General features: G+C 65.6%; 13 protein-coding genes. 10 read left to right on the plus strand and 3 right to left on the minus strand.

Translation table 11 applies throughout. The features are described from left to right. Window positions 1-115: 115 nt before the first annotated feature. The 3 genes from topA to tldD form a co-directional block, all read right to left on the minus strand. The gene (gene topA / locus Q5701_RS01315; RefSeq protein ID WP_306753367.1) at window positions 116-2,791 is read right to left on the minus strand and encodes a type I DNA topoisomerase; all 2,676 of its coding nucleotides are present in this window, start codon (window positions 2,789-2,791) and stop codon (window positions 116-118) included. Between the two features lie 94 nt (window positions 2,792-2,885). Further along, window positions 2,886-3,974 (minus strand): DNA-processing protein DprA, encoded by a 1,089-nt coding sequence (gene dprA, locus Q5701_RS01320; protein ID WP_306753368.1) that lies wholly within the window; start codon window positions 3,972-3,974, stop codon window positions 2,886-2,888. Window positions 3,975-4,080: 106 nt separating this feature from the next. Further along, a complete protein-coding gene (gene tldD, locus Q5701_RS01325) occupies window positions 4,081-5,502 on the minus strand; it encodes a metalloprotease TldD (RefSeq protein WP_306753369.1) in 1,422 nt (473 codons plus the stop codon). Window positions 5,503-5,710: 208 nt separating this feature from the next. Between tldD and coxB the strand changes: the two genes are divergently transcribed. The 10 genes from coxB (at window position 5,711) to Q5701_RS01375 (ending at window position 14,570) form a co-directional block, all read left to right on the plus strand. Then, window positions 5,711-6,598: a cytochrome c oxidase subunit II gene (coxB, locus tag Q5701_RS01330; RefSeq protein ID WP_373568600.1), complete on the plus strand. Its 888-nt coding sequence runs from the start codon at window positions 5,711-5,713 to the stop codon at window positions 6,596-6,598. 40 nt (window positions 6,599-6,638) lie between these two features. Continuing rightward, window positions 6,639-7,559 (plus strand): heme o synthase, encoded by a 921-nt coding sequence (gene cyoE / locus Q5701_RS01335; RefSeq protein ID WP_306753370.1) that lies wholly within the window; start codon window positions 6,639-6,641, stop codon window positions 7,557-7,559. Continuing rightward, a complete protein-coding gene (locus Q5701_RS01340) occupies window positions 7,559-7,753 on the plus strand; it encodes a cytochrome c oxidase system small membrane protein (RefSeq protein WP_306753371.1) in 195 nt (64 codons plus the stop codon). The genes cyoE and Q5701_RS01340 overlap by 1 nt, the downstream gene beginning before the upstream one ends. After that, the gene (locus Q5701_RS01345; RefSeq protein ID WP_306753372.1) at window positions 7,750-8,322 is read left to right on the plus strand and encodes a cytochrome c oxidase assembly protein; all 573 of its coding nucleotides are present in this window, start codon (window positions 7,750-7,752) and stop codon (window positions 8,320-8,322) included. Before Q5701_RS01340 ends, Q5701_RS01345 begins: the two co-directional genes overlap by 4 nt. Window positions 8,323-8,348: 26 nt before the next feature. After that, complete coding sequence (locus tag Q5701_RS01350; RefSeq protein ID WP_306753373.1) at window positions 8,349-9,179, plus strand: cytochrome c oxidase subunit 3; 831 nt, start codon at window positions 8,349-8,351, stop codon at window positions 9,177-9,179. A 73-nt stretch (window positions 9,180-9,252) separates the two neighbouring features. Next, window positions 9,253-9,924, plus strand: a complete 672-nt coding sequence (locus Q5701_RS01355; protein ID WP_306755499.1) for an SURF1 family protein — start codon at window positions 9,253-9,255, stop codon at window positions 9,922-9,924. A gap of 10 nt (window positions 9,925-9,934) precedes the next feature. Then, window positions 9,935-11,311 (plus strand): threonine synthase, encoded by a 1,377-nt coding sequence (thrC, locus tag Q5701_RS01360; protein WP_306753374.1) that lies wholly within the window; start codon window positions 9,935-9,937, stop codon window positions 11,309-11,311. Further along, window positions 11,308-12,582: a M16 family metallopeptidase gene (locus tag Q5701_RS01365; protein WP_306753376.1), complete on the plus strand. Its 1,275-nt coding sequence runs from the start codon at window positions 11,308-11,310 to the stop codon at window positions 12,580-12,582. Before thrC ends, Q5701_RS01365 begins: the two co-directional genes overlap by 4 nt. Then, window positions 12,582-13,163 (plus strand): GNAT family N-acetyltransferase, encoded by a 582-nt coding sequence (locus tag Q5701_RS01370; RefSeq protein WP_306753377.1) that lies wholly within the window; start codon window positions 12,582-12,584, stop codon window positions 13,161-13,163. The genes Q5701_RS01365 and Q5701_RS01370 overlap by 1 nt, the downstream gene beginning before the upstream one ends. A 9-nt stretch (window positions 13,164-13,172) precedes the next feature. Beyond that, window positions 13,173-14,570: an FAD-binding oxidoreductase gene (locus Q5701_RS01375; RefSeq protein WP_306753378.1), complete on the plus strand. Its 1,398-nt coding sequence runs from the start codon at window positions 13,173-13,175 to the stop codon at window positions 14,568-14,570. The last annotated feature ends 22 nt before the right edge of the window (window positions 14,571-14,592 follow it).

Consider the following 14,592-nt stretch of genomic DNA (forward strand, 5'->3'; position numbering starts at 1 on the left):
CTGCACGCCACAGGCCCGCAATTGCAGGCGGCTGCACTGGCAGCAATGTTCCTGCCCGGCAACCTTCATGGCCGGGGCAAGGCCGCCAGCGGTTTTTGGCCAAAGCAGCCAAGGTCTAGCCCCCGGCAGCCTTTTTCGTCGCCTTCTTGGCGGGGGCCTTCTTTGCCGCAGGCTTCTTCGCGGCAGCCTTGGCCTTGGGCGCGGCCTTCTTCTTGGCGGGCGACTTGCCGGCCTTGGCCGCGATCAGTTCAAGCGCCTGTTCAACCGTCAGATCCTCGGGCGACACATCGCGGGGCAGGGTGGCGTTCACCTTTTCCCATTTCACATAAGGACCATAGCGCCCGTTCATCACCTGGATCGCGCCGCCGCCCGGATGATCGCCCAACTCGCGCAAGGGTGCCGCGGCAGCGGCGCGGCCACGCGTCTGCTTGGCGGCCAGAACCTCGACCGCGCGGTTCATGCCGATGGTGAACACCTCGTCCACATCGGGCAGGTTCGCGTATTTCGACCCGTGCTTTACATAAGGGCCAAACCTGCCGATCCCGGCCTCGATCAACTCGCCGTCCTCGGGATGGGGGCCAATCGGGCGGGGCAGCGACAAAAGCTGCACCGCGCGGTCCAGATCCAGCGTCGCCGGGTTCCAGCCCTTGGGGATCGAGGAGCGGGCGGGCTTGGGGTTATCCTCGGTCGCCTCGCCCCGCTGGACATAGGGACCAAAGCGCCCGGTCTTGAGGCTGATCAGGACACCGTCATCCTCGCCCAAGATGCGGTCGCCCACGGCCTCCTCTCCGTCGGGGGCCGAAATGGGTCGGGTATATCGGCATTCGGGATAATTGGTGCAGCCGATAAAGGCGCCGCCCGACCGCGCGGTCTTGAGGTTCAGCCGTCCCTTGCCGCAAAGCGGACATTCGCGCGGATCGCCGCCATCCGCCCGCGGAGGGTAGAGATGCGGGGCGAGCGCGTCGTCGATGGCGTCCAGAACCTCGGTGATGCGCAGTTCCGACGTGCCTTCAAGCGCCTTTGAAAAATCTTTCCAGAACCGCCCCAGCACCTCGCGCCACAACAGGTCACCCGCGCTGATCTCGTCCAGTTCGTTTTCCAGATTTGCGGTGAAATCATGGCTGACATAGCGCGGGAAATACTTGGTCAGGAAAACCGTGACCAAGCGGCCCTTGTCCTCGGGGATCAGGCGGTTCTTGTCCTTGCGGACATATTCACGGTCCTGGATCGTGGTGACGATGCTGGCATAGGTGGACGGGCGCCCGATGCCCAGCTCCTCCATGCGCTTGACCAGCGTCGCCTCGGTATAGCGGGGGGGCGGCTGGGTGAAGTGCTGTCGGGCGACCACGGCGGCGCTGTCGTTCAGCAGCAACCCCGGCGCGGATCGCTGTCCGGCAGGGGCGACGGGAACCGGATCGTCCTTTTCGCGGGCCTTGGCGAAATCGGCCTCGAAGGCCTTGCCGACCAGCCGGGCCGTCTCGCCCTGCTGGATCGCGGGCAGGCGGGCGCTATCCTCGCCGTCATCGTCGTCGCGGCCTTGGTCATAAACGCGCAGGAAGCCGTCGAACAGGATCACCTGGCCGGTCGCGCGCAGGCCGACCTGGTTGTCGGGGCTGGCGATGTCCACCGTGGTGCGCTCCATGCGTGCGGCTTCCATCTGGCTGGCGATAGTGCGCTTCCAGATCAGGTCATAAAGCTTGCGCTGATCGTCAGCCGAAACCTTCAGCCGGTCGGGCGACAGCATCATGTCGGTGGGCCGGATGCATTCATGCGCTTCCTGCGCGTTCTTGGCCTTGTTCTTGTACATCCGCGGGCTGGAGGGGACGTATTTGTCGCCGAATTTGGCGCGGATCGCGTCGCGCGCGGCATGGACCGCCTCGGGCGCCATGTCGATGCCGTCGGTGCGCATATAGGTGATCAGCCCTGCCTCATACAGCCGCTGGGCCGCCGACATACAGGCCTTGGCGCCCATGCCCAGCTTGCGGCTGGCTTCCTGCTGCAGGGTCGAGGTCATGAAGGGCGGCCAGGGGTTCCGCGTCGCGGGCTTGGCGGCAACGCCCGTCACGCGCAGGTCGCGGCTGGCCACGGCGCTGACCGCCATTGCGGCCTTTTCCGCCGTAGGCAGGTCGAAGCGGTCCAGCTTCGCACCCGCCAGCGATGCCAGCGTCGCATCGTATTCCGCACCGCCCGGCGTCGCGAGGCGCGCATGGACCGACCAGTATTCGCGGGCCTTGAAGGCCTCGATCTCCATCTCGCGGTCAACGATCAGGCGCAGGCAGACCGACTGCACCCGGCCCGCCGATTTCGCGCCCGGCAACTTGCGCCACAGGACCGGGGACAGGTTGAAGCCCACCAGGTAATCCAACGCGCGCCGGGCCAGATAGGCATCGACCAACGGCTGGTCGATCTGGCGCGGATTCGCCATCGCCTCGGTCACGGCGGATTTGGTGATGGCGTTAAAGGTGACGCGGCTGACCCCGCTGCCTTTTTTCAGTGCGGGTTGCAAGGCTTCCAGAAGATGCCATGAAATCGCCTCGCCCTCTCGGTCGGGGTCGGTGGCCAGGATCAGGTTCTGGTCGTCCTTCAGCGCGTCCTTGATGGCCTTGAGGTGCTTGCGGCTGTCGGCCGCGACCTCCCATTTCATGGCGAAATCGTCGTTGGGATCGACGCTGCCGTCCTTGGGCGGCAGGTCGCGGACATGGCCGAACGAGGCCAGGACGCGATAGTCGCCGCCGAGGTATTTTTCTATGGTCTTGGCCTTGGCCGGGGATTCCACGACGACGACGGGCATTGTTACCTCAGGGGACCTTGCGATGGGGCGGCAACATGGGTTCGGTCCCTGCCAGTGTCAACCGGGCGCCTTCATCCGCCGCGTGTGCCGATCATCAGCCAAGCGCCAGCCGTCCGCCCGGCACGCGCAGCAGGCGGCCCTGTAATTCCAGCGACAGGATCGCCGCATTGGCCGCAGCGGCGGGCAGGCCCAAGTCGCGGATCACGTCGTTTTCATCCGAAGGCGAGGGGCTGAGACGAGAGATGATCCGCGCCTCGATCTCTCCGGGCTCGGCGGGTTCGGGTGGTGTCGCGGGGCCGGGGGCAGGGGGGGCATCCGCCATGCCCATGGGTTCCCCCTCGCGGCCAAGGGCGGTGCAGACATCGGCCGAATTGCGCACCAGAACCGCGCCGTCGCGGATCAACTGGTTGCAGCCGCCGGCACGGGCGTCCATCGGGTGACCGGGAACGGCCATCACCTCGCGCCCCTGATCCAGCGCGTTCTTGGCGGTGATCAAGGTGCCCGACCGATGCGCGGCCTCGATCACGACAACCGCCTGCGACAGACCGGACACGATGCGGTTGCGGGTGGGGAAATGGCGGGCCTGGGGTTCGGTGCCGGGCGGCTGTTCGGATACAAGCGCACCCATTTCCGCAATCTGCGCGGCCAGGACGACGTTCTCGGCGGGATAGATCACGTCCACGCCCCCCGCCATCACGGCGATGGTTCCCGTGGGCAAGGCGGCGTTGTGGGCGGCGGTGTCGATGCCGCGCGCCAGGCCCGCAACGATGGTATGCCCGGCCTCTCCCAGGCCCGCCGCCATGCCGCGCGCCATGCGCAGCCCCAGGGACAAGGCGTTGCGCGCGCCGATCACGGCCACGGGGTTGCGCGACAGCCATGCCGGATCGCCGCGCAGCCACAGGATCGGTGGAGCGCCGTCGATGTCCAGCAATGCCGTGGGGTACAGTGGCGAATCGCAGCGGATCAGGCGGGCACCTGCCTTGCGGCCTGCCGCCAGCTCGGCCGCGGCCACGCCTTCGGGGCAGGCTTCGTAACCAGCGATGCCCGCTGCCGCCGCGATGTCGGGCAGCGCAACCAGGGCCGCCCGCGCGCTGCCATGTTCGGCAACCAGCCGGTGATAGGTTGCCGGTCCCACGCGCCGGGACCGGATCAGGCGCAGGACGGTCAGGTCGTCGTCCGCCATCTGGCTGCGCCTGTCAAAAGGAAGATGCCCGGTATCCATGCTGCCTCCGGCCCTTGTCCGGGAATCAGCATAGCCCCGAAGGCGTTAACAACTGGTTAGCGGTCCTTTACGCAGCCGAGCCGCCGACCGTCAGCCCGCCGATCAGCAGCGTCGGCTGACCCACGCCCACCGGCACCCACTGGCCCTGCTTGCCGCAGTTCCCGATCCCGGGATCCAGGGCCATGTCATTGCCGATGGCGCGGATTTGCTGCAGCGCGGTCGCCCCGTCGCCGATCAGCGTGGCGCCCCGGATGGGATCGCCGACAACACCGTTCTTGACGCTGTAAGCCTCGGTGCAACTGAACACGAACTTGCCGTTGGTGATGTCCACCTGGCCCCCGCCAAAGCCCACCGCATAGATGCCCTCGCGCAGATCGGCCAGGATCGCCGCCGGATCAGCCTCGCCGCCGGGCATGAAGGTGTTGGTCATGCGCGGCATCGGCGCATGGGCAAAGCTTTGACGCCGCCCGTTGCCCGTGGGTTCGACCCCCATCAGCCGCGCGTTCTGGCGGTCCTGCAAATAGCCCACGAGGATCCCGTCCTCGATCAACACGTTGCGCGCGGGAGGCATTCCTTCGTCGTCCACGCTGATGGATCCGCGCCGGTCGGGGATGGTGCCGTCGTCGATGACCGTCACACCCGGCGCTGCGACACGTTGTCCCATCAGCCCGGCAAAGGCCGAGGCCTTCTTGCGGTTGAAATCGCCTTCCAGACCATGGCCCACGGCCTCGTGCAGCAGGATGCCGGGCCAGCCGGGGCCAAGAACCACGTCCATCACGCCCGCAGGCGCAGGGACAGAGCGCAGGTTAACCAGGGCGATGCGCAGCGCCTCGTCCACGGCGGGCTGCCAGTGGGCCGGATCCATCAGCCCGGCCAGGGACACGCGTCCACCGCCGCCATGACCGCCGGATTCGCGGCGGTCGTTGTTTTCCACGATCACGCTGACGTTCAGCCGCGCCATCGGACGGATATCGGTGACAAGCCTGCCTTCGGGCCGCAGGATCGCCACCTGCTGCAAGGACGACCCCAGGGCAACCGTTACCTGGACCACGCGCGGATCGCGGGACCAGGCGTAATGGTCGATCTCGCGCAGCAAGGCGATCCGGGTGGCGAAGGGGATCCCCTCGGCGGGGTCGGCGGCCATGTACAGCGGCTGGACCTGCATGGGCGCGGCGGGGGCCAGGATGCCGCCGCCCTGTCCCACGGCCAAGCGCGCGGTTTCGGCCGCGCGGCGCAGCGCGGGTTCCGAAATCTCGGTCGAATGGGCATAGCCCGTCACCTCGCCCCGGACAGCGCGCAGGCCGAAGCCCTGTTCGGCGGTATAGCCGGAATTGCGCAGCCGCCCGTCGTCGAAGACCAGCGATTCAGACACGGAATGTTCCAGGAACAGTTCCCCGTCCTCGGCCCCTGCGGTGGCATCGCGCAGGATCGCCAGGGCACGGTCGCGGTCCAGGTGGGTGGCGAAAGGATCAAAGGGGGTTCGGGTCATGGCGGGGCGTCGTCTTTCTGTCAGCGGCGCAAGGGCCGGGACCGCCCGAACCTTGGGATTTTGCGAAGGCAAGCTTATGTATCACTTGCCCGTAGGGACGAGATATGGTCATAGAACGGTCAGTGTTAAAGGAAAAGGGGCGGTCTTGGGGCGCCCCTGCGGTCGCGCGGCCGCGCCAGGATAACGGGATGGGATGATGGCAAAAGCGATGATTCGCCGTGCAGTCGCGGCAGCGTCCGGGCTTGCGTTGGCAGGAATGACAGCCGGTTCGGCCTTGGCGCAGGACGTTCTGGGGGAACTGCCGGTGATCGGCAAGCCCGAGGCACGCGGCGTGAATTTCCAGCCCGCCGCGACCGAGCTTGCGCGGGACCAGCAATGGCTGGACCATTTCGTGCTGATCATCATCACCGTGGTCACGGTCGTGGTATGCGGGCTGCTGTTGTTCGCGATCCTGCGGTTCAACCGCCGCGCGAACCCGGTCCCGGCCAAGTTCACCCACAATACCCCGCTGGAGGTTGCCTGGACGCTGGTGCCGGTGCTGATCCTGGTGGCCATTGGCGCCTTTTCGCTGCCGGTGCTGTTCCGCAGCCAGGAAATGCCGGCCGATCCCGACGTGGTGATCAAGGCGATCGGGAACCAGTGGTACTGGTCCTATGAATATCCCGAAAACGGCATCAGCTTCGATTCGATCATGCTGACCAAGGAAGAACTGCCCGAATACGGCTATGCCGAGGATGAATACCTGCTGGCCACCGATACCGCCGTGGTTGTTCCCGTGGGGCAGACCGTGCTGTTGCAGGTGACCGCGAACGACGTGATCCACAGCTGGACGATCCCGGCCTTTGCCGTAAAGCAGGACGCCGTCCCGGGCCGGATCGCGCAGGCCTGGTTCAACGTCGAACAAGAGGGCGTTTACTTCGGCCAGTGCAGCGAATTGTGCGGCATCAACCACGCCTATATGCCGATCGTCGTGAAGGCGGTCAGCCCCGAAGTATATGCCGCCTGGGTCGCCGAACAGGGCGGCACCCTGGAAGGGGTTGCGGAAACCGCCGCAGCCGATCCTGCAACGTCCGTGACGCTGGCCAAGGCCGACTGAACGTCGGCCGGACCAGCAACACAGCCAGACTGAAGAAGCGATGACCGACATCAACGCATACGAAGGCACTGCCCCCGAGGCCGAGTTCCGCGATTTCGTCGCGCTGCTCAAGCCGCGGGTGATGTCGCTGGTCGTCTTTACGGCCTTTGTGGGCTTGTGGGTCGCGCCGGTCGATGTGCATCCCTTTATCGCTTTCTGCTCGGTCCTGTTCATCGCGCTTGGCGGCGGTGCGTCCGGCGCGCTGAATATGTGGTATGATGCCGATATCGACGCAGTGATGCGCCGCACCCAGGGCCGCCCCATCCCCGCGGGCCGGATCGAGGGTGGGGCGGCGCTGTCGCTGGGCCTGATCCTGTCGGGCTTTGCGGTGATGATGCTGGGGCTGGCGGCGAACTGGTTCGCGGCAGCCTTCCTGGCCTTCACGATCTTCTTCTATGCCGTGGTTTATACGATCTGGCTGAAACGCTGGACGCCGCAGAATATCGTCATCGGCGGCGCGGCGGGGGCTTTTCCTCCGATGATCGGCTGGGCCTGCGCCACCGGCGGGATCAGCATCGAATCCTTGCTGATGTTCGCGCTGATCTTCTTCTGGACGCCGCCGCATTTCTGGGCGCTCGCGCTGTTCATGAAGTCCGACTATCACGAGGCCAAGGTGCCGATGCTGACGGTCACGCATGGCCGCCCGGCCACGCGGCGCCACATCTTTGCCTATACGCTGGTGCTGGCGCCCTTTGCGATCTGGCTGGGTCTGACCTCGATCGGCGGGCCGGTCTATCTGGCCGCATCGGTCGTGCTGAACGCGTTGTTCATCCGGGGCGGCTGGCTGATCCTGAGACGCGATGAAGCCGCAGCCGTGGCGGATGGATATGCTGTCGAAAAGCGCGTCTTCAAGCTGTCGCTTTATTACCTGTTCCTGCATTTCGTGGCGTTGCTGGTCCAGAACGCAATGGGGGGCTGGTAATGGCGCTGAACACCGAACACGAAATTCACAAGCGGCGCCGGTCCCGCAATGTCGGGCTGGGGCTGGTCCTGGTCGCCTTTGTCGCCCTTGTCTTTGGCCTTACTGTGGTCAAGGTCCAGCAGGGCGACCTGATGGAGGCCTATGACCACCAGCCGCGCGTATCCGAGCTGCCGCTTGAGGAGCCGGTGAAATGAGCCGGATGTCCCCCGAAAAGAAGACCGTTGTCGGGTTGCTGGGCGTCGTCGTGACGATGGGCGCGCTCGCCTGGGCTGCGGTGCCGTTCTATGACTGGTTCTGCCGCGTCACCGGCTTTGGCGGCACCACCCAGGTCGCTCAGGCCGCGCCGGGCCAGGCCTTGGATGAAACCGTCCGCATCCGCTTTGACGCCAATGTGGACAAGGATCTGGGGTGGACCTTCCGTCCCATGCAGACCAGCATGGAACTGAAGATCGGCGAAAACGGCCTCGCCTTCTACGAGGCGGTCAATAATTCGGATGTGCCCGTCACCGGCACCGCCAGCTATAACGTCGCGCCGGAAGTGTCGGGCTATTACTTCAGCAAGATCGAGTGTTTCTGCTTTACCGAGCAAACCTTGCAGCCGGGCGAACGGATCGAGATGCCGGTCAGCTTTTATGTTGATCCCGAACTGGTCAACGACCGCGACGCAAGCTGGGTCAGGGACATCACCCTGTCCTATACCTTCCACCGGACCGAGCCTGTGCAGGCGGCGCTTGACGCTGCACCGGCCGATAACGTCAACTGAATACAAGAAGCCGACGGGGACCGCTCATGGCGCACGCAAAGAACCACGATTACCACATCCTTCCGCCGTCGATCTGGCCCTTCGTCGCCGCCATCTCGGCCTTCCTGATGCTGTACGGCGCGGTTGGCTGGATGCACGCGGGCGAAGTGCACCTGCTGGGCATTCCGGTCAACGGTCCCTGGCTGGCCCTGATCGGATTGGCGGGGGTGCTGTATGTCATGTACAGCTGGTGGGCGGATGTGGTTCGCGAAAGCCAGTCGGGCGATCACACGCCGGTGGTGCGGATCGGCCTGCAATACGGCTTCATCCTGTTCATCATTTCCGAGGCGATGTTCTTCGTCGCCTGGTTCTGGAACTTCATCAAGAATGCGATGTATCCCATGGGGCCGGAAAGCCCGATCAAGGACGGCGTCTGGCCGCCCGAGGGTATCGTCACCTTTGATCCCTGGCACCTGCCCTTCATCAACACGCTGATCCTGCTGCTGTCGGGTGTGGCCGTGACCTGGGCGCACCATGCGCTTGTCCATGACAACGACCGCAAGACGACCATCAACGGTCTGATCGTTGCGGTGATCCTGGGCGTCGTCTTTTCGATCCTGCAAGCCTATGAATACAGCCACGCGGCCTTTGGGCTGGCCGATACGTCCTATGCCAGCGCCTTTTATCTGGCGACGGGGTTCCACGGCTTTCACGTCATCATCGGGACGATCTTCCTGGCTGTCTGCCTGCTGCGCATGATGAACGGCCAGATGAGCCAGGAAAAGCACGTCGGCTTCGAGGCGGCGGCCTGGTACTGGCACTTCGTCGACGTGGTCTGGCTGTTCCTGTTCGCCGTGATCTATGTCTGGGGCAGCTGATCCCCGCCTGACCTGACAAACAGCGCGCGGGGGGATGGCCCCGCGCGTTTTTCTTTGCCTTGGCTTTATCCTCATGCGCCGCATCCTGTTTCCCCTGATCCTTGGCATCGTCGGCTGTGCGATCCTGATCCAGCTTGGCCTGTGGCAGTTGCGCCGGATGGAGTGGAAGGAAGGCCTGCTGGACCAGGTCGAGGCGGGCATCCAGGCCGACCCCGTGCCCTTGCCCGCCGCAATCGACCCGTCGATGAAATACTTGCCCGTCACCGTCACCGGCACCACGACGGGGGCGGAAATCGACGTGCTGTCCCATACCAAGGAACAGGGCGGCGGCTATCAGGTCGTGTCGCGCTTCATCACCGATGATGGCCGTGCGATCATGCTGGACCGGGGCTTCGTTCCGCAGGAATTGCGCCATGTCGAACGCGGCCCCGTGCGGCTGGCCGTTCGCGGCAATCTGCACTGGCCCGACGAAAAGGGCAGCGCCACGCCCGAACCGAACCTGGACGAGAACATCTGGTTTGCCCGCGACGTGCCCGCGATGGCCGAGGTGCTGGAAACCGAACCCGTCCTGGTCGTCGCAAACTTTGTCGAGGGCGACGCGCAGGGGATCGAACCCATCCCCGTCGCCGTCGAGGGGATCCCCAACAACCATCTGTCCTATGCCGTCCAGTGGTTCCTGATCGCGGCAACCTGGGCAGGGATGACACTCGGCCTGATCTGGCGTATCAGGCAGCGGAAATACTGAGGGAATACGGATGCGCTACGTCTCGACGCGGGGTCAGGCCCCGGTTCTGAACTTCGAAGGGGCGATGCTGTCCGGTCTTGCCCGCGACGGCGGATTGTACCTGCCCGAGACGATTCCGGCCTTCGGCGGCCTGAACGAACTGGACGGCCTGCCTTACGACGAAGTCGCTTTCCGCGTAATCCGTCCCTTTACCGGCGACAGTTTCACGGACGCCGAATTGCGCGGCGCCATCGACCGCGCCTATGCGCGCATCGAACACACCGCCAAGGCGCCGCTGCGCCAGCTTGCCCCCGGCCATTATCTGCTGGAACTGTTCCACGGGCCAACGCTGGCCTTCAAGGACTTCGCGATGCAGTTGATCGCGCAACTGTTCGAGATTGCGTTGAAGCGGTCGGGACAGCGCATCACCATTGTCGGCGCGACATCGGGCGACACGGGATCTGCGGCCATCGAGGCCTTCAAGGGCATCGACAACGTGGACGTGTTCATCATGTTCCCCCACGGCCGCGTCAGCGAGGTGCAGCGCCGCCAGATGACCACGCCCGATGCCGCCAACATCCACGCGCTTGCCGTGACGGGTCATTTCGACGACTGCCAGGCGCGGCTGAAGGATCTGTTCAACGACCACGCCTTCCGCGACCAGGTGGGGCTTTCGGGCGTCAACAGCATCAACTGGGCGCGCGTGGTGGCCCAGATCGTCTATTACTTCACGGCCTGCGCCAGCCTGGGAATGCGCGATACCGATTTCACCGTGCCCACTGGCAATTTCGGCGACATCTTCGCGGGATCCATTGCCCGGGCCATGGGCCTGCCGATCCGCCGGCTGATCGTGGCCACGAACCAGAACGACATCCTGCACCGCGCGCTGACCACGGGCGAATACCGGGTGGGCACGGTCGAGCCTTCGATCAGCCCGTCCATGGACATCCAGGTCAGTTCCAACTTCGAACGCGCGCTGTATCTGGCCTATGGCGGCGACACGGCGGCAGTTTCGCAACTGATGGACGAACTGCGCCAAGGCGGCTTCACCATCAGCCAGGGCGCGTTGCAAGCGCTGCGCGAGCAATACCTGTCGGGCTGCGTGTCCGAGGATGAAACCCTGGCGATGATCCGCACCATCCGCGCGGAAACGGGCGAGATCCTGTGCCCCCACAGCGCCGTGGGTGTGGCCGTCGCGCGCCAGCATATCGAACCCGGCGTGCCCATGGTAACGCTGGCCACGGCCCATCCGGCCAAGTTCCCCGATGCGGTGGAAGCCGCGATCGGGGTCCGGCCCCCCTTGCCGCCGCATATGGCGACCCTCTTCGATCTGCCCGAACGCGTCACGCGGGTTGAAAACGACGCACAGGCGCTTAAGTCGCTGATCCTTGACCGGAGAACCCAGTGAACCAAGACCCGACCCCGCAGATCACCACCCTGCCCAACGGATTGCGCGTTGCCACGCGCCTGATGCCGGGGCTGCATTCCACCGCCCTGGGCATCTGGGTCAATGCCGGCGGCCGCAACGAACGCCCCGAACAGAACGGCATCGCGCATTTCCTGGAACACATGGCCTTCAAGGGCACTGCGACGCGCACGGCCTTGCAGATCGCTGAGGCCATCGAGGATGTGGGCGGCTATATCAACGCCTATACCTCCCGCGATGCGACGGCCTATTACGTCCGGGTGCTGGAAGACGATGTCGACCTGGCCTTTGACGTGATGTCCGACATCGTGCTGAACCCGGTCTTCGACGAACGCGAGATCGAGGTCGAGCGCGGCGTGATCCTGCAAGAGATCGGGCAGTCCATGGATACGCCCGACGACATCATCTTCGACTGGCTGCAAGAGGCCGCCTATCCCAACCAGCCGATGGGCCGCACGATCCTTGGCCCCGCCGAACGGGTCAGCAGCTTTGGCCGCGCCGATCTGGCAGGCTTTGTCGCCGAAAACTATGGTCCCGGCCAGATGATCGTGGCGGCGGCGGGTGCCATCGATCACGACCGCATCGTCCGGCTGGCCGAGCGCGCCTTCGGCCATCTGTCGCCGGTGGTTCAGGCGCCGCGAGAGGCTGCGCGCTGGCAGGGGCTGGAAACCCGCAAGATCAAGAAGCTGGAACAGGCCCATTTCGCCCTGGCGCTTGAAGGGCCGGGCTATCTGGCGCCCGATTTCTATGCCGCGCAGATCTTTTCCTCGGCGCTTGGCGGGGGAATGTCGTCCCGCCTGTTCCAGAAGATTCGCGAGGAGCGGGGCTTATGCTATACCATCTTCGCGCAGTCGGGATTCCATGACGACACCGGGATGCTGACCATCTATGCCGGGACGGGTGCCGAGGATCTGGCCGATCTGTCCACCCTGACCATCGACGAGGTGAAGCGCGCCGCCGAAGATATGTCCGAGGCCGAGGTGGCCCGCGCCAAGGCGCAATTGCGCGCAAGCCTGCTGATGTCGCTGGAAAGCCCGTCTTCCCAGGCCGAGCGCATGGCCCGGACGCTGGCCATCTGGGGCCGGGTGCCCGACGCGGCCGAGGTCGCCGACCGCATCGCCGCCGTCACGGTGGCCGAGGTGCGCGCCCATGCCGAAGCCCTGATCGGGCAGGCCAGGCCTGCGCTTGCGCTTTACGGCCCGGTCAAGGCCGCGCCCGCGCGGGACGCCCTGGCCGAAAGGCTTGCCGCCTGATGTTCCTGCGTGCGCGGCCCGTAAGGTTGGAAACCGAACGGATCGTGCTGCGCTTGCCTGCCCATGGCGATTTTCATGCCTGGACATCCCTGCGCCAATCCAGCCGCGATTTCCTGACGCGGTGGGAACCGGTCTGGTCCCCCGACCACCTGACGCGCAAAAGCTTCGTGAACCGCGTTTATTGGGCGGCCCGCGCCAGCCGGGGCGGCACCGCGCTGCCCTTGTTCCTGGTCCGCCGCGACGGCGTGCTGCTGGGCGCGATCACGCTGGACAATATCCGCCGCGGCCCCGCGCAATCGGGCACCATCGGTTACTGGATCGGCCAGGATTTTGCCCGGCAGGGATACATGAGAGAGGCGATCGGCGTCCTGGTCCACCACGCCTTCACCGCCCTTGACCTAAGCCGCATCGAAGCTGCCTGCCTGCCGGAGAACGTCGCATCCCGGGGCGTTCTGGAAGGATCCGGCTTCAAATACGAAGGCGTCGCCCAAAGCTATCTCCAGATCGACGGGCGGTGGCGCAACCATGTGCTTTACGCCAACCTGCGCGGCGACCGGCGCGGCCGCACCGATGCCCGATGAGGGAACACCATGCTGAATGACGCGACCGAGTCGCTTGCCCGTCTGCTGCCCCAGGGGGTGGTGCGCGAAACCGCGCCGGCCTATCTGGAAGAACCGCGCGGACGCTACAAGGGCCGGGCGGGGCTGGTCGCCGCCCCCCGCACGGTCGAGGAGGTCGCGGCCATCATCCGCGCCTGCGCCGAGGCTCGGGTGCCCATCGTCCCGCGCGGCGGCGGCACGGGCCTTGTGGGCGGGCAGGTCATGCCTGACGGCGCCATGCCCCTGCTTCTGTCACTCGAACGCATGAACCGGATCCGGGCCATTTACCCCGAGGAAGGCGTGATCCTGGCCGAGGCGGGCGCCACCCTGCAACAGGTCCGCGAGGCTGCCGCAGGAGTGGGACGGCAGTTCCCGCTGGCCCTTGCCTCGCAAGGATCGGCTCAGATCGGCGGGGTGCTGGCGACCAATGCGGGCGGGGTGAACGTGCTGCGATACGGCAATGCCCGCACCCTCTGCCTGGGGGTCGAGGCGGTCCTGCCGCAGGGCCAGGTCATGCACGACCTCAAGCGGCTGCGAAAGGACAACACCGGCTATGACATCCGCGACCTGCTGATCGGGGCGGAAGGCACATTGGGCATCATCACCGCCGCGTCGCTGGTCCTGGCCCCCGTGCCTGCGGAAAGCGGCGTTGCCATGCTGGTCGTGAAATCGCCCGAAGCCGCGCTGACCCTGCTGTCCCTGGCGCAGGCGCGCATGGCGGGGGGTGTGACGGCCTTTGAACTGATCGCAGGCCAGGGGCTGCGCTTTCTGGATGCGGCATTCCCGGACCTGCGTCAGCCCTTCGCGGACCGCCCCGACTGGCTCGTCCTGATCGAGGTGGGCCTGCCGGCTGGACTTTCGGCCGATGACGCGCTTGAAGGCCTGTTCACCGGCGCCGCCGAGGCGGGCCTTGTCAGCGACGGCGTGATCGCGCAATCCGGCCAGCAGGCCGCCGATCTGTGGACCATCCGTGAGACGATCCCGGACGCCAACCGCCACATCGGCGCCATCGCCAGCCACGACATCAGCCTGCCCTTGTCGGAAATCGCCCGCTTCATCCACGATGCCACGGCCATGCTGGCGGACCGGGCAGACCTGCGCATCAACTGCTTCGGCCACCTGGGCGATGGCAACCTGCACTTCAACCTGTTTCCTGCGGCGGGGAAAACGCGCGACGCCTATGACGGCATTCGCACCGGCCTGTCGCGCGCGGTCCACGAGATGGTAGTCGCGCGCGGCGGGTCGTTCTCGGCGGAACACGGGGTCGGGCGGCTAAAGGCGGCGGAACTGGGGGAATGGGGCGATCCCGCACGCCTGGCGGCGATGCGGGCGATCAAGGATGCCCTCGACCCGGCGGGAATCATGAATCCAGGTGTGATCCTGGCGTAGGGTGCGTGCTTGCACGCACCGC

This window comes from Paracoccus actinidiae (genome assembly GCF_030863885.1).
Taxonomy (GTDB): domain Bacteria; phylum Pseudomonadota; class Alphaproteobacteria; order Rhodobacterales; family Rhodobacteraceae; genus Paracoccus; species Paracoccus everestensis.